We start from the raw sequence: 24,892 nt of genomic DNA, 5'->3' as shown, positions 1-24,892 counted from the left end.
GGCGCTCAGCGGCGGAAGGACCTTGTGCCAGTAGTAGTTCACCCCTCCACCGTAGCGCTCTCCCGGGGCGGGCCGGCGGTCGGGGCGGGACGTGTGGGCGAAGATCCGTGGCGGTGGGCTCAGGCGCAGAAGATGGAGGGCCTGTGAGCTCAGGAGCAGAGCTGGGTGCCCCACGTAGGGTCGTCCACCCGCGTATCCCGGGTCCAGAAGGTCTGCTCCCAGTCCGGCTCCGGTAGCGCCTCCTCTCCGTGCAGGGAGAGGCCCAGCAGGTCGGCCAGTTCCTCGCTCTCGGTGCCCGGGGCGACCAGGGCGTCCCAGTGCTCGTCCACCACCGACGAGACGTGCTCCTCCGGCAGGTTGGCGATTCCGTGCGCCAGCCGGACGTCCGACTCGGTGGGGCCGAACTGCGCGAGGAAGGCGTCCGCTGCCTCGAGGCTCTCGGCGTCCGACAGATGCGGGTCGACCGATGCCATCCAGGCGCCCACCACGATCCGGGCCTGCCCGGAGTTCGAGCAGGCGTGCTCAGGGTCGGCGGCCAGTCCGAGTACGGTCGCCGTGGCCGAGTTGACCAGCTCCTCTCGGTAGAAGGGCTGGTCGGGGTCCCAGCGCTCCGACACCGTGACCGCGTCCTCTGGCGGGCGCGGACGGATGTCCACCCTGGTGATCCGGTCGCTCTGCCACACCGACGGCAGACCGTCCCGCTCCTCGTCCGGGACCTGCGCCATCGCGGGTCCTAGCGCGGCGTGCCAGTGGTCCACCCACGACTCGTATCCGGGGAGGGGGCAGTAGGCCACGCCCTCCCGGATCCGGCACGGGTCGGCCTCGTACGCTCGCAGCTGCTCGTCCGTGAAGTGCGTATCGTACGTATAGGTGTTTGCCCCGTATGCGCTGACCCCGAGGACACCGGCCAGGAGCAGGCCCGCCACGCCCATCGGGAGGGGGCTCAGGGACCGCACACCGTCGCGCGCCGACACCGCCAGTGCCAGGAGGAGCCCGGCCAGGAGCACGGCGTGCGCGAGCTGGAGCAGGGCCAGCTCGGTCACGGCGGGGTGGTTGACGGGTATGGGGCTGAGCACCCAGCCGACCACGGTGCCCAGCCGCCTCAGGACGTCGTCCGCCCGGGTCCCCATGGCGGTGAGCGTGTAGAGGAAGTAGGCGGGAAGGAACAGGACGAGCGTCACCAGCGGCGCGTAGGAACGGGTCCAGGCCGTGGCGGCGACGGCGGCGGTCGGGCCGCAGCAGGGCAGGACGACCACCCCGAGTAGGGCGAGGGGGCTGACCGTGCCCGCGATCGAACCGGTGTCCGAGCCCGCGGCGCCCAGCGCGTGTACGGCGATCAGGACGGCCATGAGCGTTGCCGTGACCGCCGAGGAGGCCAGCGCCAGGGAAGTCAGTCGGCCGCGCGCGGACAGCGGGAGCGCCAACCCCTCTGAGTGCCGCACCTCGCGGATCGCGGGAAATGTCGTGGCCACGTACATGACCGCGGCCAGCCCCAGGGCCTGGACCGTCGCCTGGCCGTGCAGCCCGACCCAGCTCGGCAGCTCGGACGAGCGCGTCGAGAGGGACAGGCCTACCAGGGACACCGGTACGAGGAGCAGGAACACCGGGCTCGTCAGCAGGTGGCGCACGTTGAAGCGCGTCAGGCCCCAGAAGGCGGAGGCACCCGTCATCGGGTGCTTCCCCGCGCGCCGGTGAGGAGCAGGTAGGCGTCCTCCAGGGACGGTTCGACCGGCACACGCGTCGGGGAGTCGGGGTTCTCCTCGCCTTCGGGAACCAGGACCCGGTAACGGCCGTCGGCCAGGCGCCAGGAGGTGACGCCCTCCTGAGGGCGAGAACCCTGTTCCCAGACTCGGCCCCGGGCCCGGGCGACCAGGGCGTCCGGGGCGCCGTCGAAGATCACCCGGCCGCCGTCCATGCACAGGACGCGGTGGCACAGCGCCGCCACGTCCTCGATGTGGTGTGTGGACAGCACCACCGTGCTCCGTATCGCGGCCTCGGAAACGAGGTCGCGGAACCGGATGCGCTGCTCCGGGTCGAGACCGATGGTGGGTTCGTCGAGCAGGAGGAGGTCGGGTTCGCCGAGCAGAGCGGAGGCCAGCGCCAGGCGCTGGCGCATGCCCCCGGACAGGCGCCGGATCCGGCTGTGCCTGCGGTCGTACAGGTCGACCTTGCGCATGGCGCGGCGTACTTCGTCGTGGCGCTCCCGGCGCCCGCCCAGCTCCTTGAGGACCGCCACGTAGTCCAGCAGACCGAACACGGTGAAGTGCGGGTAGAAGGAGGGGTGCTGCGGCAGGTAGCCCATGCGGCGGCGGATCTCGGTGCGTTCCGCGGCGCGCTCCGGGTCCCGGCCCAGAACGCGCACCTCGCCCCCGGAGGCCTCGAGGTCGGTGGCCAGGCAGCGCATCAGGGTGGTCTTGCCCGCGCCGTTGCGGCCGAGCAGCCCGGTCACCCCAGGGCCCAGGTCGAGGTCGACCCCGTCCAGGGCCCGGCGGGTTCCGTAGCTGCGGACCAGGCGGCGCGTGGTGACCCGGGCATTCATCGTCTCGGCCGTCATGCCGTCCGCACCCGAGCCAGGACGGCGACCGCGAGGAGGGCGAGCACCGCGGCCCAGCCGGCCTGGGCGGCGGGGACGAACAACAGGAGCGGGTCGAGGTTGTCGGCGGCGCTGAGCAGCCCGAGGGAGAGCACCCAGCCGCCCCCGATGGTGCCGGCCGCAGCTGCCAGGGACATCCATCGGTTCAGGGCCAGGCAGCCGGTGACCATGGCCAGGGCGGGCAGCAGCCAGAAGACGGCGCCCCACAGGGTGGCGGCAGAAGGCATCATGAGCGCGGCCACGGTGCACAGGGTCAGTGCGGGAACCAGCACGGCGCAGGTGCGCAGGAGCAGGAGCCGGTATCCGGCCAGCGGTGTGACCGCGGTGAGGCTGTACGCGGGGTCGACCGCCCTTCCGTAGGCGAGGGCCACCCCGGCCAGGGGCACGGTCGGCGCGGTGAAGGAGAACAGCAAGGAGCCCTGCGGCAGCTCGTGCGCGATGGTCAGGGCCATGGCGAGCACGGCGACAGTGGCGACCAGCCATCCCCGGTACAGCTGTGGGGTGGCAGCCAGCAGCTTGGCGGTGTCCTCCCGTAGGCCGACCGCGAACAGCAGCCGTTCGAGCGGACCGCGGCGGGGCTGGTCGACGAGGTCACGCAGATTCGCCCAGCTCCGCTCCAGCCAGGCTTCGTCGGCGGGCATCCGGTCGCGGCAGTCGGCGCAGTGCATCAGGTGGGCCTCCACGGACATAGCCGTGACGTCGTCGGCCGTGCGGGTCGCGTAACGCTGGAGTTGGTGGTGGGTCAGGTGCCAGCTCATGTGGTCAGTGCCTCCCGTAGCCGCGCCTTGGCGCGCATGACCCGTGTCTTCACGGTTCCCTCGGGTACTTGGAGGATCTCCGCCGCCTCCCGCACGGTCAGGCCGTCGAGCACGGTGGCCTGTATGGCCGAGCGCAGTTCTGGGGAGAGTTCGTGCAGGGCTGATCCCAGCGGCCCGTGCTCGATGTTGAGCAGCACGGTGTCCTCGGCGGAGGCGTCGCCGATGGTCTCGTACGGTTCGGGTTCGTTCTGGGCGATCCACCGGTTGGCGCGCTTGCGCAGCTGCGAGATGAGTTGGCGGATCGCGATGGTCCACAGCCAGGCCCCCGCGTCGTCGTCTCCGGGACGCGGCTTGTAGGAGCCGGCGTTGCGCCATACCGCCAGGAAGGTCTCCTGGAGCGCGGCGTCGAGTTGGTCGTTGTCGGAACAGCGGTAGCGCAGCCGGGCGCGGAGCCAGGGGGCGTGCCTCCGGTGCAGGATCTCCAAGGCGCCGGTCTCCCCGGCGGCCACGGCGGACAGCAGCACCGGGTCGGTGCTGTCGGGGCCGTAGGAGGGTGCACGGCGTCGTGCGCGGCGGAGAAGCTTCACGTGGAGTGCTATCGCGGGTCGGGGGCGGAACGGTTCGGGTGCCGGAGGGCCGCCTGCTGAAAATTCGCGATTGCAGCGCTGTGACCACGGCATTGTCACGGTACCCGCGCGCCGGTTTCGGGTTGGGCCGCTCAGTGGGAGAAAATGGGGCGTATGCGCCTGAGGATCTTCCTTGAGCCCCAGCAGGGGGCCACTTACGAGGACCAGCTTGCCGTCGCCAGGGCCGCCGAGGACCTCGGCTTCGACGCGCTGTTCCGTTCGGATCACTACCTCCACATGGGCGACCACGTCAGCGGGCTCCCCGGCCCCACCGACGCCTGGATCACGCTGGCCGGTCTGGCCAGGGACACTTCCCGCATTCGCCTCGGCACCCTCATGACGGCGGCAACCTTCCGCCATCCGGGCCCCCTGGCGATCTCCGTCGCCCAGGTCGACCGCATGAGCGGCGGCCGGATCGAGTTCGGCTTCGGCGCCGGCTGGTTCGAGGAGGAGCACGCGGTGTACGGGATCCCCTTCCCGGCCACCGGACGCGAGCGCTTCGACCGGTACGAGGAACAGCTGGACATCATCACGGGATTGTGGTCCACCCCTGTGGGGGACACCTTCCGGTACGAGGGCAGGCACTACCGGCTGGCGGAGGGGCCGGCACTGCCCAAGCCACAGCAGGGCCCGCACCCGCCGGTGCTGATCGGCGGCACCGGTACCAAGCGCACACCGCGCCTGGCGGCCAAGTTCGCCGACGAGTACAACGTGCCCTTCTCCACGTTGGAGGACACCGCGGCCGCTTTCGGCCGCACGGCCGACTCCGTCCAGGCGTTGGGCCGGACGACACCGATGGTGTACTCGGCCGCTCAGGTGCTGTGTGCGGGGCGCGACGAGGCCGAGGTGGCCAAGCGGGCCGACCGCATCGGCCGCGACGTGTCGGAACTGCGCCAGAACGGTCTGGCCGGTACCCCGGACGAGATCGCGGACCGGATCGGTCGGTTCGCCGCTGCCGGGGCTGAGAGGATGTACCTGCAGGTCCTGGACATGTCAGATCTGGACCACCTGGAGTTGGTCGCTTCGTTGGTGGCTCCACAGCTGGACTGAATCGATTCCTGATTGTCGGGGGTGCCCGCGCCGGCCGAGGACGCACCCGATAACTTGATATCGAGATACAAGTTGGATACCTTGACGTCAAGATAACAGCGGGGGTCCCCCGACCCGCTCCCGGTTCGGGTGTGTGAGGTCGACCGCTTTTCGACATTCGGCCCCGAACACGTGGGCGTCCGCGGCCAAGGGTTGCGCAGCCGGTGGCGATGTGGCGTCGTTGCAGGTCAAGGCGGCCCTGGAGGATCGCGGAGGCGGTGGGGGTCTGCACCCGTGACCCCCGCCCCCCGGCAATCCGGTTAGGGCGGCCTCAGTAGGTCCCGCGTCCTCCTCATGGGGCAGGATGCTGGGGACAAAGTGGCGAGATCAGGAGGCAGACACCGTGTCCGCGAACAGCTTCGGCGCCCGTGACACGTTGCGCGTTGGCGACGAGTCGTACGAGATCTTCCGGTTGGATTCCGTCAAGGGGTCCCACCGACTTCCCTACAGCCTGAAGGTGCTGCTGGAGAACCTTCTCCGCAAGGAGGACGGCGCGAACGTCACCGCCGAGCACATCACGGCCCTGGGCAACTGGGACGCCACCGCGCAGCCCAGCCAGGAGATCCAGTTCACCCCCGCGCGGGTGATCATGCAGGACTTCACCGGCGTCCCGTGCGTCGTCGACCTCGCCACCATGCGCGAGGCCGTCAGCGAGATGGGCGGTGACCCGGACAAGATCAACCCGCTCGCCCCCGCCGAGCTCGTGATCGACCACTCCGTCGTGGTCGACCTCTTCGGCAGCCCCGACGCGTTCGAGCGCAACGTCGAGATCGAGTACGAGCGCAACTACGAGCGCTACAAGTTCCTCCGTTGGGGCCAGACCGCCTTCGACGAGTTCAAGGTCGTCCCGCCCGGCACCGGCATCGTGCACCAGGCCAACATCGAGCACCTGGCGCGCGTCACCATGGACCGCAAGGGCCAGGCCTACCCCGACACCTGTGTCGGTACGGACTCGCACACCACCATGCAGAACGGCCTGGGCATCCTGGGCTGGGGCGTCGGCGGTATCGAGGCCGAGGCCGCCATGCTGGGCCAGCCGATCTCCATGCTCATCCCGCGCGTGGTCGGCTTCAAGCTCACCGGTCAGCTCTCGCCCGGTACCACGGCGACCGACCTCGTGCTCACCATCACCGAGAAGCTGCGCCAGCACGGTGTGGTCGGCAAGTTCGTCGAGTTCTACGGTGACGGCGTCGGTGCGGTGCCGCTGGCCAACCGTGCCACCATCGGCAACATGAGCCCGGAGTTCGGTTCCACCGCCGCGATCTTCCCGGTCGACGACGAGACCATCCGGTACATGCGCCTGACCGGTCGCTCCGAGAAGCAGGTCGCGCTGACCGAGGCCTACGCCAAGGCCAACGGTTTCTGGCACGACCCGGCCAACGAGCCCGAGTTCTCCGAGTACCTCGAGCTCGACCTCGCCGAGGTCGTTCCGTCCATCGCCGGTCCGAAGCGCCCGCAGGACCGCATCGCGCTGTCCGAGGCCAAGTCGACCTGGCGCCACGACATCAGTGACTACGTCTCCGAGGACGCGGACGAGGCTGGCGCCGAGTCCTTCCCGGCCTCCGACGCCCCGGCCCAGGCCGCCAACGGCGAACGCCCGCACAAGGCGGTCCCGGTCACTCTGGCCGACGGTACCCAGACCGAGGTCGACCACGGCGCCGTCGTGATCGCCGCGATCACCTCGTGCACCAACACCTCGAACCCCTCGGTCATGCTGGGCGCCGCCCTGCTGGCCAAGAAGGCGGTCGACAAGGGCCTGTCCCGCAAGCCGTGGGTCAAGACCTCCATGGCCCCGGGCTCCAAGGTCGTCACCGACTACTACGAGCGCTCCGGCCTGACCCCGTACCTGGACAAGCTGGGCTTCAACCTGGTCGGGTACGGCTGCACCACCTGCATCGGCAACTCGGGCCCGCTGCCCGAGGAGATCTCGCAGGCGGTCCAGGACAACGACCTGGCGGTCTCCGCGGTCCTGTCCGGCAACCGCAACTTCGAGGGCCGGATCAACCCGGACGTGAAGATGAACTACCTGGCCTCGCCGCCGCTGGTGGTCGCCTACGCGCTGGCCGGGTCGATGGACATCGACATCACCACCGAGTCCCTGGGCAACGGCAGCGACGGCAAGCCCGTCTACCTGGCCGACATTTGGCCGACCGCCGAGGAGATCCAGGAGGTCATGGACTCCGCGATCGCCTCCGACATGTACACGGACGCGTACTCGGACGTGTTCGCCGGTGACGACCGCTGGCGCGAGCTGCCCACGCCGACCGGCAACATCTTCGAGTGGGAGGACGAGTCGACCTACGTCCGCAAGCCCCCCTACTTCGACGGCATGGGCCAGAGCCCGGACCCGGTCACCGACATCTCCGGTGCCCGCGTCCTGGCCAAGCTGGGCGACTCGGTCACCACCGACCACATCTCCCCGGCAAGCGCCATCAAGCCGGGCACCCCGGCCGCGGACTACCTCAAGGCTAACGGGGTGGAGCGCCGCGACTTCAACTCCTACGGTTCCCGTCGCGGTAACCACGAGGTGATGATCCGCGGTACGTTCGCCAACATCCGCCTGCGCAACCAGATCGCGCCGGGCACCGAGGGCGGCTACACCCGCGACTTCAGCCAGCCCGACGCGCCGGTCTCGTTCATCTACGACGCCGCGCAGAACTACGCCAAGCAGGGCACCCCGCTGGTCGTCCTGGGCGGCAAGGAGTACGGTTCCGGCTCCTCGCGCGACTGGGCCGCCAAGGGCACCAGGCTGCTGGGCGTCCGCGCGGTCATCACCCAGTCCTACGAGCGCATCCACCGCTCCAACCTGATCGGCATGGGCGTCCTCCCGCTGCAGTTCCCGGAGGGCGAGTCCGCCGAGTCGCTCGGCCTTGACGGTGAGGAGACCTTCTCCGTCACCGGTATCACCGAGCTCAACGAGGGCCGCGTGCCCGAGACGGTGAAGGTCACCACCGACACCGGCGTCGAGTTCGACGCCGTGGTGCGGATCGACACCCCGGGTGAGGCCGACTACTACCGCAACGGCGGCATCCTGCAGTTCGTCCTGCGCCAGCTGCTCGCCAAGCAGTAGTACCCAGAGCTGCCGCCCGGGCCCACCAGGCCCGCCGCGCGGTTCACCGGGGCCGCCATCGTCAGACCGACGGTGGCGGCCCTTTGCCGTGTGACCTGGGCGGGTGTGGTCGCTGGAACCGGTCCCGAGAATCGGTGGGGCCGAAAAGCCCCGTTATGATCAGCTCATGCCTCCATCCCCCGCAGCCCCTTTCGTGCGTGTGACGAGCCCGGCCCGGCGCGTCCTGGCGCTGTGTGCCGCGACCCTGTTCGCGCTGCTCTGCGCCGCGCCGGCCCACGCCGAATCCGCCGACACCGACCCCGGTCCCGAAGAAGGTGTGGGTGCTGCCGAGCACTACGCGGGCCTGCTGACGAGTGAGCCCGAGGGCGAGGCGGTCGTCGTCGACGAGTCCCTCGCCGGCGACTACGATCTGGCGGACTTGGAACAGAGCCTGCACGGGGCGTTCGGCCAGCTGGACACGCCGTACTACGTCATCGCCAGTGACTTCCCGAGCGTCAGGACCCCGGCCCGCGACTTCCTCGCCGCGCTCCAGGACCGCGTCGACCAGCCGGGACTGTACGTCTACCTGCGGCCGCAGGGGACCTCCGTGTACTCGGTGGCCAGGGACGTGGACGCGCCCGCGGAAGAGGCGGCCACCATGCTCACGAGGGAGGGGGTGGTCACCACCTACACCCCGGTGGACACGAAGGCCGACGCCTTCGTGGACATGCTGCGGGACCCCGGGCTCGAAGAGCGGTACGCATCCAGGGCCGGGTCGGGGTGGTACGTGCTCGGTCCGGTCGCCTGGTGGGCGGAGAACCACGTCAACGCGCTGCGCCTGAACACCGCCGACGGTCCGGCCAGACTCGGTGCGACCGCCGCCTTCGCGGTCGGGCTGACCGTGACGCTGGGCCTGGTCTTCGGCGGGGTCCGCTACGGGCGCCGCAAACGGTCCGCCGAAGCCGGGTACACCGGGAAGCTGCCCGGGGAACGCGCCCTCTTCGGTGGACAGGTCCTGGTCCCCGCCGTCGGCCTCGCGATCATGGCGGGCGCACTGATCCACGTCAACAACGCGACCCTGCCGCGGGACGAACAACAAGTGGGGCCCCTCCCACCGGCGACCCCGCCCTACGCGGCTGCCACGCCCCGGACCGAACAGGTCTCCGAGGAGCTGCGGGCCGACCCCCTGTACGTGGACCCCCTTGCGGAACAGAGCGTCCAAGAACTGGAGGCGGCCGCCGAACGAGCCGCCGAACGCGCTGACGACCTGGACCTGCCCGTCTACACGGCGGTCGTCCCCCTGAGCCGGTTCGACGAGGTCGGCGGAGACCCTGAGACCTTCGCGCACGCCCTGCACCACGTCATGGACGAGGACGGGGTCTTCGTCGTCGTGGACGGCGCTCCAGCCGGCTCGCTCCGGATGGAGGCCGCCCTGTTCGGGGCCGCTGTCGAGGGTGAGGAGAACGAATGGGAGCAGGGACGGGCACTGCGGGAGGTGACCGGCCACCTGCCCGACCTCACGACAGGCGAGGCTCTGGACGCGTTGGTGGACGTGCTGGCGGACGTGTCGGCCGCACCGGGGGAGGTGGCGCCAGAGCCCAGCTTGGCGGCTTCCAGGGCGGAGCCGGCCCCGGAGACCTCGCCGCTGTCCGAGTTCACCTCGGGCGGCTTCCTGCCGGCGCTGTTCATCGCGGGTCCCGTCGCCGCCCTGCCGATCCTCGCCCTGATGTGGGCGGCGGCCAGGGCCGCCACCCGTATGCGGGCCGTTCCCGGCCGCTCTCTACGGCCCGAGGCCGACCGGGCCGTCCGGCGCGCTTCCAAAGCCCTGCTAACCGCCCCCGAAATCCATCCCGGCCGCGCCGAGGCCCTGCGCGAGACCGACGCCGCCCTGGCGGTCCTGGCCGGCCAACCAGACGAGCTCGATCTGGTCGGGGTCGTGGTGCTCGCGGACCGGGCGGCCCGCAGACTCGACCCCGACACCGGGACCTCTGCCCTGGCCGACGCCCCGGTCTGCAGGGTCAACCCCCTGCACGGGCCGTCGGTACTGCACGGAGACGACCGCGAACAGCCGCTGTGCGCTTCCTGCTGCGCGTCGTCGGACCGGGAACGCGAGCGCCGCACCCTCAAGGTCGCCGCTCTCGGCGGGGGCCGCCTCCCGCACCTGGAACTGGAACGCCGGTGGACCACCACCGGTTACGGCGCCAAGGGCGGACTCGACCTGGAAGACCTGCTGAAGGAGTCCGATGCCCACTGACCACCGACCGGTGAGCGCCAGCCTGAGTTGCGCCAGCCTGAGTACGGCCGCACTCCTGACCGGCCTCTTCGTGCTCGCGGCTCCCGTTGCCGGGATGGCCGACACCGCGCAGGAGGACGGCCAGGAGGAGGCCGGTGCGACCGAAAGGATGGCCGCCGCGCTGGAGGAGTCGCCGGTCTACGTCGACCCCTCCTACACGGGGGCCTTCCCCGAAGAGAGCGCCGAGGAGCTGGAACGGCAGATCACCGAGTCCGGGATTCCGCTCCGGGTCGTGATCATCCCGCTGATCGAGGGCGGCGACTGGTCCGGCGAGGCCGACGTCATGGCCGCCGCGGTGCACGACCGCGTCGACGGTGAGGCCCACTACCTGGTGTTGGACGGCCAGCGGCTGACCGGGCACGACTTCGTCGACTCGGCCGACGGGCAGGTGGACCGGGCCAGCCACGCCCAGCACGGGGTCTTCTACGAGATGGCCTTCGACGCACCGGCCCCCGACAAGGTGGAGCGGGCGGTGGACATCGCGCTGTCCGACGACCCGGAGGCGATCCACCGGACCGCCGCCGATGACCGGGAGAGCGGGCCGTTCGACTGGATGTACTCGCTCGGACCGGGCCTGTACACCGCCGTGGTGGTACTGCCCTGGGTCCTGGCCGGGCTCGCTCTGTTCGCCTTGGGCTTCGGCCTGTACCGCTGGCGCCGACCCCGGGCGGCGCCGGCCCTTCCCCAGCACGCGGCCTTCGCCAACGCGAGCCGGGCCCGCAGGGACGAACTGGCCGAGCGAGCGGAGCGGGAACTGGTGGAAGTCGGTGAACGGTTGAGCGACGCCGTACCGGTCGCCGACGATCCCGCCGCGACCGAGGCACTCCACCGGGCGCTCGACGCGCACGCCGCGGCCCGCCGGGTCCACGACGCGCTCCCCGAGGAGGGTGCCATGGACGACATCGTCGGGGTCCTCGTGCTGCTGGACACAGCTGAGTCCCAGATGGCCCGCGCCACCCGGCCGGCCCAACAGATGCGCTCCCTTCCCGGGCGCTCGCACTGCTACGCGAATCCGCTCCACGGGACAGACACCAAGGTCACGCGCTGGCGCGCGTTCGGCGGGCGCGAGGACGTCCGGGTGCCGCTGTGCGCGGTCTGCGCCAAGGCGGTGCGGGACCGGAGCCGACCGACGGTGCTCTCCGCGCGGTATGAGGGACGTGACGTGCCCTACTACGAGGTGCCCGCGGCCGAGAGCGTGTGGGCGGCCACCGGCTACGGGACGCTGCGCGAGGACATGGTCGAGCGCGTCCTGCGCGGCGACCACGCGCGCGAAACCCGGTAACGGCCGGGCATCGGTTGCCGGACCGCCCGAACAGGGCCCCGGCACTGGGCATCAGTACTCTGTGGCACCCTGACATGGCGCGCCCCGCCCGGGACGCGGCATACGGCGACGAACGAAGAGACGGGGCGGGCAGTGGACGACGCCCAGAACCAGGTCGGGCAGGACCGAGTGGTCGGCGGCTACCGGTTGTTGAAATCCCTGGGACGCGGTGGTTTCGGTGAGGTGTTCCTCGGTGAGGCCGACGACGGGACGCTGGCCGCGGTGAAACTGTTGCACGCCAACTGGGCGGGCGACGCGGACATGCGGCGGCGCTTCGCGGCCGAGGTCGATCAGGCCAAGAGAGTGAGCGGTTTCTGTGTCGCCGCCATTCTGGGGGCGGACCCGACCGCGGAGCAGCCGTGGATCGCCACGGAGTTCATCGACGGACCCACCCTCCAGGCCTCCGTCGAGAAGGAGGGCCCCCGGGCCGGGGTGCAGCTCCAGCGCCTGGCGATCGGCACCGCCACCGCGCTGGCCGCCATCCACGCGGCGGGTGTGGTGCACCGGGACCTGAAGCCGGACAACATCATGCTGGCTCCGGACGGTCCCCGGGTGATCGACTTCGGTATCGCCCGCGCCGTGGAAGCCACCTCCGTGACCGCCAGCGGGGTGGTCGGCACCATCGGCTACATGGCCCCCGAACAGCTGGAGGGCGCCCGGCTGACCTCGGCCATCGACGTCTTCTCGTGGGCCTCGGTGATGGTGTTCGCCGCCACCGGCAAGGAGGCCTTCCACGCGCCCACCCAGGCCGCGCGCATCGCCAAGGTCCTGGGCGGCCAGCCCGACATGGCCGGACTGGAGGGCGCGTTCGCCGACACACTCCGCGCCTGCCTGGACAAGAGCCCCGAGGAGCGGCCCGACGCCGAGACCCTCATGCGGTGGCTGATCGCGTCGCCCACGAGCGGCGGCCCGACCGGCGGACCTGGACCGGTGGGGGATACCGACCAGACCACGGTCAGCCCCTCACCCGACGCCGAACACACCGAGGTGGCGCCCTCACCGGACGCCCGCACCAAGGTGGGGGTCGACCGCACCAAGGTCGCGCAGCACCCGCCCACCGGTGTGGACCCGATCGACCCCACCCGGGTCGCCCCGCAAGCCAAGGTCGGCCCCACCCGCCCCTACACGCGCCTGGCCCCGGACGCGTCCGCACCCTCGGCGCCGCACGCGCCCCCGCGGGCCGAGCACGCGTCCGCACCGCCCCCGCCCCCGTTCTCCCAGGACTCGGGGGCGCAGAGCTCGGGCTTGCGGAACTCGGGACCCGGACACAGCGGCGCCGTTCCCCCGTACCACTTCGTGGGCGTGCGCGTCCTCGACCCCGGCTCCCTGGCCGCGGAGATGCAGCGCAACTGGAACGCCGCCGTCCAGGTCTTCAACGACCCCACCGAGCGCGCCGCCCTCGGCGCCTGGCTCATGGAGGACCTCGGCGACACCACGGTCGACCGCAGCCTGTTCCGCCGCGAGGTCGACGACGCCAACCTGGCGGTCGCCTCCTTCATCGCCCAGACCCGCCCCGACCTGCCACCGGTCTTCCGCGGTCGCGGCGTGTCCGTGCCCGAGCTCCGGGAGCTGTTCGCCGACCCGCAGCCGCTCCTGACCGGAGCCCCGATGGCCAACGAGATGGTGCTCCTGGCCCGCCCCGGCCTCCTGCGGATCATGAACGCCCACGAGAGCCCCGAACCCGGAGCGCACCAGCACCTCGCCGACCAGCTCGACCGGGCCGAGCACGCCGGGACCGCCCTGCACGAGACCCTGTCCCGCGAACTCGTCGGCTGGCGCTCGACCCGCCCCAACGTCAACCCCGCCCTGGTGCTCGCCTTCCTCCTCAACCCCGAACGCGTGACTCCGCCCGGGACCCGAGGTGACGCCGGGATGGCCGAGTGGGTGGACATCCTCTGGCAGCGTGTCACCAACGCCCCCCACCCGGACAGTGCCGGATACGCCGCGGCGGTCTACGGTGCCATGAGCACCGTCCAGGCCCTGGCACAGCAGCGCCGCTACTGGGAGGAGCGCTACTCCCAGGTTTCCGGGACACACGGGGCGCTCCAGGAGAAGGTGCAGTTCCAGGAACGGCTGTCCACGGCGACCCGGTGGTGCAAGTACGGCATCATCGGAATTCCGGTCGGGTTCGTCATGGACGCGGCCGCCCAGGCGGGTAACACCGCGGTGGTCGTCGCCATCATCGGCGGCTTGCTCATGTACGTGGGTCTCTTCTCCGTGCTCGGTGCGATCGGCAGCGCCGTCACGAACGTGGTGATGAACGGCGATGCCAAGCGCCGCGCCCAGCGGATCATGGAACTGCGCAACTCCAGCCACCAGCTGCCCCAGCTCACCTCCGGGGTGCAACGCATCCGCACCGACATGGACCGGGCGCGCGAGATCACCGTCGGCTGATCCTGCGGGGCGCGGGGCAGCGCCAGGGGACGGCGGTGGGACGGAAGGCGGAGCGGGAACGCGAGCAGGGACACGACGTTGCTTCGATGGGGTCCACACCTGTGCTCTGGAGGATCCGCGCTGGTGGGGGTTCCCCGTGGGTCCGGGGCGCCCCCGACGGCGCTTCACCGCTGCGATGGCGGCCGCCTCGTTCGTCGTCCAGGTCTGTCCGGAGCTTCCACCCCGTTTCCGGCGCCGCGAGCTGTCCGTCGAAGGCCTGGGCCAGGTGTTCCGTGCTCCCCGGCCCCTCGTCACCGGCGGCCACGAGGCCAACGGACTGATGCCGCTGGTCCGGCCGGAGCTGCCGCCGGAAGACGGCGGCGCAGCAGGCCGGGGACGGCCCGCGGCTCCGCATGCTGGCCCGCGACATCGAGACGGCCGAACGGGCGGGTGTGGCCGTCCACTGGGAACCCTCCGGGTCGCTTGTCGGCTGGTGCGGTACGGCCGTTCGGGACCAGTCCCGTTAGGAGGCGTCTCGACGCGAATCGCGCGCGAACACAGTCTTTACGCCATCCCCGAGCGGGGGCGGGCCTTGGTGCACGGACTTCGGACGTTGGAGGACGATCTCCGCAGGACCGGGAAGATCAAGCCCCCGTCTCCCTCAGCATGAGGCGGACGACGCGGGGGCGCTCCCGGACCAGGGTCGGGGTGTCTCCGGTGTGGCCAGGGCGTCCAGGCGCGCGCCCATGGCCGCGTGCGCCATCGCGTAGGGGGTGTCCAGGTCGTCCTCCAGCACTGAGGTCCCGTTGGCGGTTTCCATCAAGGCGCGCAGCTCGAAGGCAAGCAGCGCGGGATCGGTCCGCGCCTCGAAGTGGCCGAGTTGGCGGGCGTCCTCGGCCGTGCGGGTGAGGAGGTCGCGCCACTCTCGTTGGATCGTCACCAGGGTGTCCCGGACCTTGCCCGGACGGGACTCGAACTCGGCGGTGACGGTGTAGAAGAAGCATCCGCCCGCGAAGACGCGGCCGTGCGAGTAAGCGATCCAGCTCTCGCACAGCTGCCACAGCCGCCCCGCTCCGGGCGGGGTCCGCAGAGCGCCGTGCACCACGTGATGGATGAACACCCCGCGCCCCGCCTCGATGGCGGCGAGCTGCAGGTCCTCCTTCGAGCCGAAGTGCGCGAACACCCCGCTCTTGCTGACTTGGAGCTCCTTGGCGAGCCTTCCGAGCGAGAGCCCTTCCAAGCCCTCCATCGAAGCGATGTCCATGGCTCGGTCCAGGACCGCCCTGCGGGTCTGGGCGCCTCGCCGCATGCGGCCGTCGCTCGGGCTCTTCATGCTCCTCCTTGGTCGGGCGGCATAGCCGGACGCGAATTATGAACGATCGGTCAGATGGGTTCCCAGGATACATACCTTTTGACAGTGGCACTATCGTAAGAAAAAAGTACGATCGTTCGTATAGTTTATTTGATGCGTTCACCACCCGGAAAGAGAGTGCGCCATGAACCGAATCCGCCTGCTGGGCGCGGCCCTCAACACGCTGGCCCTGCCCGCGCCCGGCCTGGCCGGAACTCTGCTGCGCCCACTGTGGGCCCGACCGGGAAAACCGCGGCAGATCCGTGCCGAGGACCGCGAACTCCACCAGAGCGCCCGCACGGGGACTCTCGAGGTAGGACAGTGGAGCGTGGTCACCTACGCCTGGGGCGACGGGGCCCGCCCCGTCCTCCTCGTGCACGGCTGGCGCTCACGGGCCATCCGCTTCGCCCCGCTGATCCGGCTGCTCCTCGACCTCGGCTACAGCCCTGTCTCCTGGGACGCACCCGGCCACGGTTCGACGGGCGGGCCGCTCGGCACGATCCTGGACGCCCAGAGGATTATGGGCCTGCTCCAAGAGGAGCACGGCGACTTCGCCATGGTGGTGGGCCACTCCCTGGGTGCGCCCTTCTCCATGTACGCCCTGCGGCATGGGCTGCGCGCCGACCGGCTGGCCCTGGTCTCGGGGGTGTCGGACTTCGGCTTCTTCGTCGACCATTTCGCCGGTGTTCTCGGGCTGAGCCCGCGGGCGGTCACGGCGCTGCGCACAGCCATCGAAAACCACTACTTCGACGGGGACCCGACCGTGTGGGAGCGCTTCTCGGCCGCGCACGACCCGGAGGCGCTCACCTCGCCGGTGCTCCTCCTGCACGACGAGGAGGACGCCTTTGTGCCGGTCGGTCAGTCCCGGATCACCACGGCCGCGCTCGGGAACCGGGCGCGGCTGGTGACGACCGAAGGGCTGGGCCACAGCCACGTGATCTCCGACGCGGGCTCCCTCGACCTGGTCATCGAGTTCCTCCAGGGCTCTTCCGTTCCCGCGCGGACCGAGAGGGGGTGAGGCGCCGAGGCGCTCATACCGGCCCCTCCGCCACCGCATGGGTCAGTGGGGACTGAACACCGTGCGCGGTGGCGGAGGGGCCATCTCGTCCGTCACCCCCTCGGCCGGATCGGACGGGCCGCCTCTCGCCCACCGGCGCGGGGCGGTCAACGGCCCGGGTTGGCCAACCGCAGGTCCGCGCGCTCGCGGGGGTGCACGCGGGCGTAGAGGTCGTCCTCCTGCCGTGCCCACAGTGCGCGGTACGGGGCGTACACCTCGGCGTCGTCCCGGCGGTCCAGCCGTCGGGACCGCGTGTGCGCGGGGGCCTCCACCCACACCAGCAGGTCGAGGAGGTCGCCCACGGAGGCGACACCGGAGCCGCACCCCTCCACGAGCAGCGTCCCTTCGCCCCCGGCCACTTCCGGGGGCAGGCCCACCCACTCCGTGCCGAAGGCGCCGCGTTCCCAGTCGTACCGTCGCCACGCGGCCGTTCGGCCGCGCCTGATCGGTTCCAGAACCCACTCCCGCAGCAGCCCGGGCGCCTCGGCCAGCCCGTCCCACCCCGGGTACAGGTCCTCCATCGTCAGGACGGCAACCGGCTCGCCCCGGTCGGCCAGCGCCCGGCGCACCCGTTCGGCCACCGTGCTCTTTCCGGAACCCGAACGACCCTCCACCGAGACGATCCGCGTCAGTGGTCCGCGCCGCGGCGTGTCCAGCACGGTCCCGGCCATCCGCTCCGCCCAACCGGGCCGGTCGGTTCCCTCTCCTGGCATGCTTCGGAGCTTAGAGGCTCCACAAGCCCGTGCGCGCACGGTTTTCAGCCGTGTTCAATGCTTGTAATATTCATCGGAACAACATCCGAGCGTTGTAGCGACCGACCACAGAGGGGTAAGCGGTGACCGAGGCCGACACCGACACGACCCCGGGGTCGCAGTCAGCGCTGCGACAGGCCAACGAACGGCGCGTCGTCGACGTCCTGCGGCACGAGGGCACCCGGACCCAAGCAGAGTTGGTGCGCGCCACCGGGTTGTCCGCCGCCAGCGTCTCCAACATCGTCCGAGGGCTGCGGGCCGCGGGTACCGTCGCGGTCCGCAACACCTCCTCCAACGGGCGCCGGGCCCGGGCGGTCAGCCTGCTGCGGCCGCCGGGCGCCGTCGTGGCCGTCGACTTCACCGCCGACCACATCCGGGTGGCGGTCGGCGACAGTGACGGGAACATGGTCGCCCGCGAGGGCATCCCCTACGACGTCGCCGCTGACGCCCCGCGGGCGGTGCGCCGGGCCGCCTGGCTGGTCGAGACCCTGCTTCTGGCTGGCCGGACCGACCTGGGAACGGTGTCCATGGTCGTGGCCTCGACCCCCGGACCGATCGACCCGGACACCGGTGCGGTCGGCGGGATCTCCTGTGTTCCCCGCTGGTCCGGTTTCCGTCCGGCGGAGGTACTCAGCCAGCGGCTCGGGCTGCCCGTGCACGCCGAGAACGACGCCAACCTGGCGGTGCTGGCCGAACGCGACCGGGGTGCTGCCCAAGGCGCCGAGCACGTCATCCATCTGGTCCTGGGCGAGGGGGTCGGTGCGGGCATCGTGTTGTCCGGACGGCTCTTCCAAGGCGCGGGCGGTACCGCGGGGGAGGTCGGGCACATCGGGCTCGACCCGCGCGGCCAGGTGTGCCGTTGCGGCAACCGCGGCTGCCTGGAGACCTTCGTCGGTACGTCTTACTTGCTGAACATGCTGCCCCGGCACGTCGACCTGGCCCAGGGGACCGAGCCGGTCGGTCTGGCCGACCTGGTCGACTCGGCGCGGGAGGGTGCCCCCGGAAGCCGTCGGATCATCGCCGAGGCGGGCACCGCACTGGGCCAGGGCACCGCCATCATGTGCAACCTGTTCAACCCCGACCGGGTCGTGGTCGGGGGCGAGCTCGCCGAGGCCGGGGACCTGCTGCTGGAACCGATGTACCGGGCCATGGAGCTGGGAACGCTGGGTAGTGCGCTGGGTCGGCTGAAGCTGGTGCCGAGCGCGCTGGGCGCTGACGCCGCCCTCTACGGGGCGCTGGCGACGGCGGTTCACCGGGCCGCGTGACCTGGGCCCTGGCCGCGTGGATCGGGAAGGGCGTGTGCTGAGGTGGGGAGCGGCCTACTGAGCAGCCCGAATCATGATTTCAAGATCTGAAGTCAATTTCTGTAATGTTTCGGTTATGTGTTCAGTAGTTGACGTCAAGCCCGGGGCGGCGCTTGACTGCACAGCACCATCCGCGGGATCCCCCGCCCACCTCCCCACCCCGTTACGAGAGAGGCACCGGCGTTGAACACGAAACGCTCAGCCACACGACGCTCAGTCACCGGCGGTATCGCTGCGGTGACAGCGGCACTGGCCCTTGCCGCCACTGGCTGCGACGCCATCACCTCCGGCGGCGACGACGCCGGAGGTGAGACCCACACCCTGGAGGAAGGCTTCCACGTCGGACTGCTCCTGCCCGACCTGTACACCGCCCGGTACGAAGCCTTCGACTACCCGTTCTTCGAGGCGGCGCTCGAGGAGCAGTGCCCCAACTGCGAGCTGTCCTACGCCAACGCCGACGGTGAAGTCGACGAACAGCAGACCCAGGCGCAGGCGATGCTCACCGACGAGGTCGACATCCTCGTCCTGGACGCCGTCGACGCGGCTGCCTCCTCGGGCACCGTGAACGAGGCCACGAACCAGGGCGTGCCCGTGATCGCCTACGACCGCCTGGCCGAAGGCGGCGTCGACTCCTACATCTCCTTCGACAACCACCGTGTGGGACAGGTCCAGGCCGAGTCCCTGCTGGAGGCGCTGGAGATCAACGGTGAAGCGGGTGACGGGGAGATCGTCATGGTCAACGGTTCCCCCACCGACCCCAACGCCGCCGACTTCAAGGCCGGTGCGCACGAGATCCTCGACGGCCAGATCGACGTCGGCCAGGAGTACGACACCCCGGACTGGTCGCCGGAGGAGGCCACCACCCAGATGGAGGCCGCCATCACCGCCATGGGGGTGGACGAGATCTCCGGCGTCTACGCCGCCAACGACGGCATGGCCTCGGGTGTCATCGCCGCCCTGCGCAGCGCCGGTGTCAGCGTCGACGACCTGCCCCCGGTCACCGGCCAGGACGCGGAGCTGGCCGGGATTCAGCGCATCATCTCCGGTGAGCAGTACATGACCGTGTACAAGGAGATCCAGCCCCAGGCAGAGCTGGCCGCAGCCATGGCGATCGCGCTGGCCACCGGCGAGGAAGTGGAGGCCGGTGAACACACCGTGACCGAGATGGAGGACGGCGCCGGCGAGACCGTCGAGGCGCACCTCCTCGAGCCGGTCGCGGTCACCGAGGAGAACATCGGTGACACGGTCGTCTCGGACGGCTTCTACACCATCGAGGAGATCTGCACGGACGACTACGCAGACACCGACTTCTGCGAGGACGCGTAGGCACTCCGATTCGCACGCGGGGCGGGGCTCCCCCATCCGGAGGGAGGCCGCCCGCCCCGCGGCGGACGCGAGGAGAGGGAAGACCGCAGCACATGAGTACACCCGTCCTGGAACTGTCCGGGATCTCCAAGACCTTCGGGGCCGTGCGGGCCCTCGACGAGGTCGACTTCCATGTCGACGCGGGCGAGGTCGTCGCCCTGCTCGGCGACAACGGCGCCGGTAAGTCCACCCTGGTGAAGGTCATCGCCGGGGCGCACGCCGCCGACAGCGGCGGAGCCATCCACTGGGGTGACCAGACCGTCACTATCAACGCCCCCTCCGACGCCCAGAGGTTGGGAATCGCCACGATCTACCAGGACCTCGCCCTCTGCGACAACCTGGACATCGTCGGCAACCTCTTCCTCGGCACTGAACGGCTGCACTTTCCCGGGACGCTCGACGAGGTCGAGATGGAGCGCCGCTCCTGGGAGCTCCTGGACTCCCTGTCGGTCAGCATCCCCGACCTCCGGGTGCCCGTGGCCTCCCTCTCCGGTGGGCAGCGCCAGATCGTGGCGATCGCCCGCGCCCTGCTGGGCGAACCGCGCGTCGTGCTGCTCGACGAGCCCACCGCCGCTCTAGGGGTGGCCCAGACCGCGCAGGTCCTCGACCTCATCGAACGCCTGCGCGACCAAGGCCTGGGGGTGGTGCTCATCAGCCACAACATGGCCGATGTGCGCGCGGTCGCCGACCGGGTCTCGGTTCTGCGCCTGGGCCGGAACGCGGGTGAATTCGACGTGGCCAACACCAGTTACGAGGAGATCGTGGCCGCCATCACCGGGGCCTCGGACAACCCCGTCACCCGCCGCTCCACCCGTGGCGGCGAGGAGCCCCTTGCTTCGGAGGACAAGCGATGAGCCAACAGACCCCGGTCACAGACGAACCGGGCCAGGGCGCCGGGGCGCCGGACGGAGCCCGCCGCGACCCGAGGCTGCTCTCGGTGGCCGCTACCCCCAGCGGCTGGTGGGCCGCCATCAAGCGCAACGTGCGCGCGGGGGAGCTCGGTGCGGCACCCGTCGTCATCGGACTGATCCTCATCGCGATCGTCTTCCAGTCGCTCAACGACCGCTTCCTGTCCCCGCAGAACCTGTCCAACCTCACCGTGCAGATCGCCGCCATCGGTCTGATGACCACCGGCGTCATCATGGTCCTGCTGCTCGGCGAGATCGACCTGTCCATCGGCTCGGTTGCGGGTCTGGCCGCAGGGTTCCTGGCCGTGGTGGTGATGCGGCACGGCTGGCCGGAGTGGGCGGGCATCCTCGCCACCCTGGCCGTGGGCCTCCTCGTCGGCCTCGTCCACGGCGTCATCTTCGCCAAGATCGGCGTGCCGGCCTTCGTGGTGACACTCGCCGGACTCCTGGGATGGCAAGGACTGCACCTGTTCCTGATGGCGCCCGACGGCACCATCAACACCCGGTCCGACGGGCTCATCGTTGCGCTGACCCAGACCTACTTCGTGCCGTGGATCGGCTGGACGATCGTGGTCCTCACGCTCGTCCTCTACCTGGTCTCGGGCCTCACGGTGGAGCGTCGGCGCCGCCTGACGCAACTGTCCTACAAACCGCTCCCCGAGGTGCTGCTGCGCACCGGGCTGCTGGCCCTGCCCTTGGTGGCGGGTGTGTGGATCGTCAACCAGCACAACGGTGTCTCCCTGGCCTTCCTGATCTTCGTGGGCGCGGTGGTCATCCTGGACCTCGTGCTGCGCAAGACCCGCTACGGGCGCATGGTCTACGCGGTGGGCGGCAACGCCGAGGCCGCGCGCAGGGCCGGTATCAACGTCGTCCTGATCCGTGTGTCGGTCTTCGGGATCGCCTCCACACTCGCCGCCCTCGGCGGGATCATGCTGGTCTCCCGCAACATCGCTGCGAGCACGACCACCGGTGGCGGCCAGGAACTCATGTTGGCCATCGCCGCGGCGGTGATCGGCGGCACCAGCCTGTTCGGCGGCCGGGGCAACGCCTACTCCGCCCTGCTCGGCGGGCTGGTACTGGGCGCCATCACCTCCGGGCTCCTGCTGCTGCCCAACGTGGACACCTCGGTGCGCTTCATGATCACCGCCGCGGTCCTGCTGATCGCCGTCATCCTCGACGCGATCTCCCGGCGGGGCCGCAAGACCCACGCGAGAGGCGGCGCATAGGGCCTCTAGGCTCCCGGCACCCCCGATCCAACCCCGGAGGAGAACGGCGCATCGTATCGCCGTAGAGCCCGGGCCGGTCACCACTCCCACCGGCCCGGGCTCCTTCGTGCACCGGCGCCTCCGTGTGATCCGCCCCACATCTGGCCACCCCGGGGTGGCTGTGCGCCCGCACCGAACCCGCCCCGAAACCCCGTTCCGGGCCGCATGCGGCCCAGCCGCCGCGCCGGCACCGTGCCCGAACCCGTGCTTCCCGGTCTGAGCTGGCCGGACGCTGCCGCGGACTGCGGCACGGTTGTCTGAGGGACGGTCGGTCGCTGTGACCTGTCCCACCCGTGTTCCCCAGATCCCTTGGTCCCGTGCCGTTGGAGGCGAAAGTCCCGAGGTCAGGGGCGGATCCGGCGCTTGTCTGAGCGCTGCTAGTTTCGCCGCGTCAAGCCACCCAGCACCCGTGGCGCCGCGGCTCACGGGTGTGCACACAGGAGAGCCATGCGCAAGATCCTCGTCGTCGGTGCCGGGCAGTCCGGGCTCCAGCTCGCCCTCGGCCTGCTCTCGGAGGACTACGACGTCACCCTGGTCAACCCGCAGGGGCCTGAGGAGGTCCGAGCCGGACGGGTTCAGTCCACCCAGTGCCTGTTCGGGCCGGCGCTCCGCCGCGAACGCCGCCACGGGTTGGCCTTCTGGGACGAGCGCGCCCCCGAGGTCACCGGGGTGGGAGTGAGGGTCGCTGACCGGTCCGGGGGAGGCGTCCCGGAGGCGGACTGGGTCGGTCGGCTGGAGGAGCCCGCCCAGTCGGTGGACCAGCGCCTGAAGCTCGCCGCCTGGATGGAGCTGTTCGCCCAGGGCGGCGGCCGGGTCGTCCGTCAGAGGGTCGGCCCTGAGGACCTGGGGCGGTTCGCCGACGAGCACGACCTCGCCGTCGTGGCCGCGGGCCGGGGGGAGCTGGCCGAGCTCTTCCCCCGCGACGCCAACAGATCCCCCTTCAAAGAGCCACAGCGCGCCCTGTCGTTGGCGTACGTCACCGGGGCCGAACCGCACCCCCGAGGCGGGGTTCTGAGCCGTACGGCGGTGCCGGGGGCCGGTGAGCTCTTCACCCTGCCCACCCTCTCCCTCGCGGGTGTCTGCGAGGCCGTCATGGTCGAGGCCGTGCCCGGCGGCCCCCTCGACCGCCCGCTGGGCGAGAGGGCCACGGGGGAGGACACCTTGGCGGCGCTGCTCGACGTCCTGCGGAGCCACGCCCCCTGGGAGCACGAGCGCTTCACCCGCGCACGCCTGGCCGACCCGATGGCCGCCCTGCGCGGCGGCTACACGCCCGCGGTCCGCGAGCCGGTAGCCCGCCTCGCGGACGGAACCCCCGTGCTCGGTATGGCTGATTCCGTGGTCAGCAACGACCCGATCACCGCACAGGGCGCCAACATGGCCTCCCTGTGCGCGGAGGTCTACCGCCGCGCGATCGTCGACCACGGCACACGCCCCTTCGACGAGCCGTTCATGCGCGCGGCCTTCAGCGACTACTGGCGCCGCGCCCGTCAGGTGACCGCGTGGAGCAGGGTCATGCTGTCCGGTCCGCACCACGTGTGGGAGCTGTACCGGCTGGCCGACCGGCACCAGCCCACCGCGGACCGGTTCGCCAACTCCTTCAGCGAGCCCGCAGGGCTGATCGAATGGTTCCTCCACCCGGAGCGCGCGATGGCTTACGTGGACTCGGTGCGCAGCGCAGAACCCGCACGCTCATCCCATGTCCCTATCTCCTAATCCCGATCGGACAGCAGGGGATATAGCGTCGGTCCCCTCATGTTCGCTGACCTCCTCACACCCACTGCCCACGGCCTGTTCGGCGAGATCGACGCCTGGGTCTTCCTCCTCGCGGCGGCGGCCGCGGTACTCGCCGGGGCCGCCGTCCAGAGCATGGTCGGCCTCGGCCTGGGGCTGGTCGCCGCCCCGGTCATCTCCTTCCTCGACCCCACACTCATGCCCGGGTCGCTACTCATCACCGTGATCATCCTCCCGGTGCTCACGCTCCTCCAAGAGTGGCGGCACGTGGACTGGTACGGCATGGCCTGGGGGCTGCCCGCGCGCGTGCCCGGCACCCTTGCGGGGGTGTGGGTCGTGGCCGTGCTCGAACCCCGCGCCCTGGCCGCGGTGGTCGGGGTCATGGTGCTCGTGGCCGTCATCCTGACGGTGTGGGCCTTCCGGGTCCGCATCACCCCGCTCTCCCTGGTCACGGCGGGTATCCTGTCCGGCTTCGGGGGTACCGCCACATCGGTGGGCGGGCCGCCCATGGCCCTGCTCTACCAGTACGAACGTCCGGAGCGCGTACGCGCCACCCTGGCCGCGTTCTTCCTGTTCGGCGGCGCGATCTCCCTAATCGCCCTCGGGGCCGGGGGGCAGATCGACGGCCGAACGGCAGCCGCCGGCATCGCCGCCATCCCCTTCGTCGGCATCGGATTCCTCCTCGGCAGCCGGCTCCGCCGCTGGGTCGACCCCGGCAAACTGCGCGTCGGTCTGCTGGGCGTGGTGACCGTCTCCGCGATCGGCCTTCTCGCGCAGGCCGTGTTCGGATAGCGTCGCAGCCGGGCAGCCAGCGGTAACCGCGCTGCCAAAAGCGAGTAACCTACGCCGAAAACCGTTTGGGGAGGTGCCGTGCCCGGTACCGTCCCGATGGGGCACACACGTCAACACCCGAGACGGCGTCGAATCCGTAATCTCGGGGACTGCTGGGTATGACCCGTGGGCGAACGCCCATAAACTCGGTTGGGTATACCTGCCGGTAACCAATACCGGCCCACGTCAGGGGCCGGACACGGCAAACGTAAGCGGACACGCTGGA

Annotated in this window: 18 protein-coding genes; 12 read left to right on the top strand and 6 right to left on the bottom strand. The window is 70.7% G+C overall.

What is annotated here, in order from left to right:
* Window positions 1-149 precede the first annotated feature (149 nt).
* The 4 genes from ACYVD1_RS14630 to ACYVD1_RS14615 are packed head-to-tail and all read right to left on the bottom strand — an operon-like array spanning window position 150 to window position 3,938.
* Window positions 150-1,670 (bottom strand): hypothetical protein, encoded by a 1,521-nt coding sequence (locus ACYVD1_RS14630; protein ID WP_460772406.1) that lies wholly within the window; start codon window positions 1,668-1,670, stop codon window positions 150-152.
* On the bottom strand, window positions 1,667-2,554 hold the full coding sequence (locus ACYVD1_RS14625) for an ATP-binding cassette domain-containing protein (protein ID WP_460772402.1): 888 nt from the start codon (window positions 2,552-2,554) through the stop codon (window positions 1,667-1,669). Before ACYVD1_RS14625 ends, ACYVD1_RS14630 begins: the two co-directional genes overlap by 4 nt.
* Complete coding sequence (locus ACYVD1_RS14620) at window positions 2,551-3,351, bottom strand: zf-HC2 domain-containing protein (protein ID WP_460772399.1); 801 nt, start codon at window positions 3,349-3,351, stop codon at window positions 2,551-2,553. The genes ACYVD1_RS14625 and ACYVD1_RS14620 overlap by 4 nt, the downstream gene beginning before the upstream one ends.
* Window positions 3,348-3,938: an RNA polymerase sigma factor gene (locus tag ACYVD1_RS14615; RefSeq protein ID WP_460755668.1), complete on the bottom strand. Its 591-nt coding sequence runs from the start codon at window positions 3,936-3,938 to the stop codon at window positions 3,348-3,350. The genes ACYVD1_RS14620 and ACYVD1_RS14615 overlap by 4 nt, the downstream gene beginning before the upstream one ends.
* Before the next feature lie 153 nt (window positions 3,939-4,091).
* Between ACYVD1_RS14615 and ACYVD1_RS14610 the strand changes: the two genes are divergently transcribed.
* The 5 genes from ACYVD1_RS14610 (at window position 4,092) to ACYVD1_RS14590 (ending at window position 14,123) form a co-directional block, all read left to right on the top strand.
* A complete protein-coding gene (locus tag ACYVD1_RS14610) occupies window positions 4,092-5,027 on the top strand; it encodes an LLM class F420-dependent oxidoreductase (protein WP_460772396.1) in 936 nt (311 codons plus the stop codon).
* Between the two features lie 382 nt (window positions 5,028-5,409).
* Entirely contained in the window at window positions 5,410-8,136 is a 2,727-nt protein-coding gene (gene acnA, locus ACYVD1_RS14605; RefSeq protein ID WP_460772393.1) for an aconitate hydratase AcnA, read from the top strand.
* A 166-nt stretch (window positions 8,137-8,302) separates the two neighbouring features.
* Complete coding sequence (locus tag ACYVD1_RS14600; RefSeq protein ID WP_460772390.1) at window positions 8,303-10,369, top strand: hypothetical protein; 2,067 nt, start codon at window positions 8,303-8,305, stop codon at window positions 10,367-10,369.
* On the top strand, window positions 10,359-11,690 hold the full coding sequence (locus ACYVD1_RS14595; RefSeq protein ID WP_460772389.1) for a hypothetical protein: 1,332 nt from the start codon (window positions 10,359-10,361) through the stop codon (window positions 11,688-11,690). Before ACYVD1_RS14600 ends, ACYVD1_RS14595 begins: the two co-directional genes overlap by 11 nt.
* 132 nt (window positions 11,691-11,822) lie before the next feature.
* Window positions 11,823-14,123, top strand: coding sequence for a serine/threonine protein kinase (locus ACYVD1_RS14590; protein ID WP_460772387.1), 2,301 nt, complete (start codon window positions 11,823-11,825; stop codon window positions 14,121-14,123).
* Window positions 14,124-14,763: 640 nt separating this feature from the next.
* Here the strand turns inward: ACYVD1_RS14590 and ACYVD1_RS14585 are convergent.
* Window positions 14,764-15,435, bottom strand: coding sequence for a TetR/AcrR family transcriptional regulator (locus ACYVD1_RS14585; protein WP_460772384.1), 672 nt, complete (start codon window positions 15,433-15,435; stop codon window positions 14,764-14,766).
* A 163-nt stretch (window positions 15,436-15,598) separates the two neighbouring features.
* Here ACYVD1_RS14585 and ACYVD1_RS14580 point away from each other — a divergent pair, with 163 nt between their 5' ends.
* Window positions 15,599-16,471, top strand: coding sequence for an alpha/beta hydrolase (locus ACYVD1_RS14580; protein ID WP_460772381.1), 873 nt, complete (start codon window positions 15,599-15,601; stop codon window positions 16,469-16,471).
* Window positions 16,472-16,617: 146 nt separating this feature from the next.
* On the opposite strand, the gene ACYVD1_RS14575 is transcribed toward ACYVD1_RS14580, so the two are convergent.
* Window positions 16,618-17,223: a uridine kinase family protein gene (locus ACYVD1_RS14575; protein WP_460772377.1), complete on the bottom strand. Its 606-nt coding sequence runs from the start codon at window positions 17,221-17,223 to the stop codon at window positions 16,618-16,620.
* A 122-nt stretch (window positions 17,224-17,345) separates the two neighbouring features.
* Between ACYVD1_RS14575 and ACYVD1_RS14570 the strand changes: the two genes are divergently transcribed.
* The 6 genes from ACYVD1_RS14570 to ACYVD1_RS14545 all read left to right on the top strand — a co-directional run bounded on the left by ACYVD1_RS14570 (window position 17,346) and on the right by ACYVD1_RS14545 (window position 24,627).
* On the top strand, window positions 17,346-18,527 hold the full coding sequence (locus ACYVD1_RS14570; protein ID WP_460772375.1) for an ROK family transcriptional regulator: 1,182 nt from the start codon (window positions 17,346-17,348) through the stop codon (window positions 18,525-18,527).
* Between the two features lie 222 nt (window positions 18,528-18,749).
* On the top strand, window positions 18,750-19,892 hold the full coding sequence (locus tag ACYVD1_RS14565; protein WP_460772373.1) for a substrate-binding domain-containing protein: 1,143 nt from the start codon (window positions 18,750-18,752) through the stop codon (window positions 19,890-19,892).
* 92 nt (window positions 19,893-19,984) lie between these two features.
* Entirely contained in the window at window positions 19,985-20,785 is an 801-nt protein-coding gene (locus tag ACYVD1_RS14560) for an ATP-binding cassette domain-containing protein (protein WP_460772369.1), read from the top strand.
* Entirely contained in the window at window positions 20,782-22,065 is a 1,284-nt protein-coding gene (locus tag ACYVD1_RS14555; RefSeq protein WP_460772366.1) for a sugar ABC transporter permease, read from the top strand. The genes ACYVD1_RS14560 and ACYVD1_RS14555 overlap by 4 nt, the downstream gene beginning before the upstream one ends.
* 486 nt (window positions 22,066-22,551) lie before the next feature.
* Window positions 22,552-23,817: a styrene monooxygenase/indole monooxygenase family protein gene (locus ACYVD1_RS14550; protein WP_460772364.1), complete on the top strand. Its 1,266-nt coding sequence runs from the start codon at window positions 22,552-22,554 to the stop codon at window positions 23,815-23,817.
* 39 nt (window positions 23,818-23,856) lie between these two features.
* Window positions 23,857-24,627, top strand: a complete 771-nt coding sequence (locus tag ACYVD1_RS14545) for a sulfite exporter TauE/SafE family protein (protein WP_460772361.1) — start codon at window positions 23,857-23,859, stop codon at window positions 24,625-24,627.
* The last annotated feature ends 265 nt before the right edge of the window (window positions 24,628-24,892 follow it).

The sequence above is a fragment of the Nocardiopsis nanhaiensis genome (genome assembly GCF_054778635.1).
Note: the sequence above shows the minus strand (reverse complement) of the source record. Positions and strands in the feature narration are given on the sequence as shown.

What these genes read in the sequence shown, in the direction of transcription:
- ACYVD1_RS14630 (WP_460772406.1), bottom strand. Translation starts at nt 1,670, where the DNA reads ATGACGGGTGCCTCCGCCTTCTGGGGCCTGACGCGCTTCAACGTGCGC.
- ACYVD1_RS14625 (WP_460772402.1), bottom strand. Translation starts at nt 2,554, where the DNA reads ATGACGGCCGAGACGATGAATGCCCGGGTCACCACGCGCCGCCTGGTC.
- ACYVD1_RS14620 (WP_460772399.1), bottom strand. Translation starts at nt 3,351, where the DNA reads ATGAGCTGGCACCTGACCCACCACCAACTCCAGCGTTACGCGACCCGC.
- ACYVD1_RS14610 (WP_460772396.1), top strand. Translation starts at nt 4,092, where the DNA reads ATGCGCCTGAGGATCTTCCTTGAGCCCCAGCAGGGGGCCACTTACGAG.
- ACYVD1_RS14600 (WP_460772390.1), top strand. Translation starts at nt 8,303, where the DNA reads ATGCCTCCATCCCCCGCAGCCCCTTTCGTGCGTGTGACGAGCCCGGCC.
- ACYVD1_RS14595 (WP_460772389.1), top strand. Translation starts at nt 10,359, where the DNA reads ATGCCCACTGACCACCGACCGGTGAGCGCCAGCCTGAGTTGCGCCAGC.
- ACYVD1_RS14585 (WP_460772384.1), bottom strand. Translation starts at nt 15,435, where the DNA reads ATGAAGAGCCCGAGCGACGGCCGCATGCGGCGAGGCGCCCAGACCCGC.
- ACYVD1_RS14580 (WP_460772381.1), top strand. Translation starts at nt 15,599, where the DNA reads ATGAACCGAATCCGCCTGCTGGGCGCGGCCCTCAACACGCTGGCCCTG.
- ACYVD1_RS14575 (WP_460772377.1), bottom strand. Translation starts at nt 17,223, where the DNA reads ATGCCAGGAGAGGGAACCGACCGGCCCGGTTGGGCGGAGCGGATGGCC.
- ACYVD1_RS14560 (WP_460772369.1), top strand. Translation starts at nt 19,985, where the DNA reads ATGAGTACACCCGTCCTGGAACTGTCCGGGATCTCCAAGACCTTCGGG.
- ACYVD1_RS14555 (WP_460772366.1), top strand. Translation starts at nt 20,782, where the DNA reads ATGAGCCAACAGACCCCGGTCACAGACGAACCGGGCCAGGGCGCCGGG.
- ACYVD1_RS14550 (WP_460772364.1), top strand. Translation starts at nt 22,552, where the DNA reads ATGCGCAAGATCCTCGTCGTCGGTGCCGGGCAGTCCGGGCTCCAGCTC.
- ACYVD1_RS14545 (WP_460772361.1), top strand. Translation starts at nt 23,857, where the DNA reads ATGTTCGCTGACCTCCTCACACCCACTGCCCACGGCCTGTTCGGCGAG.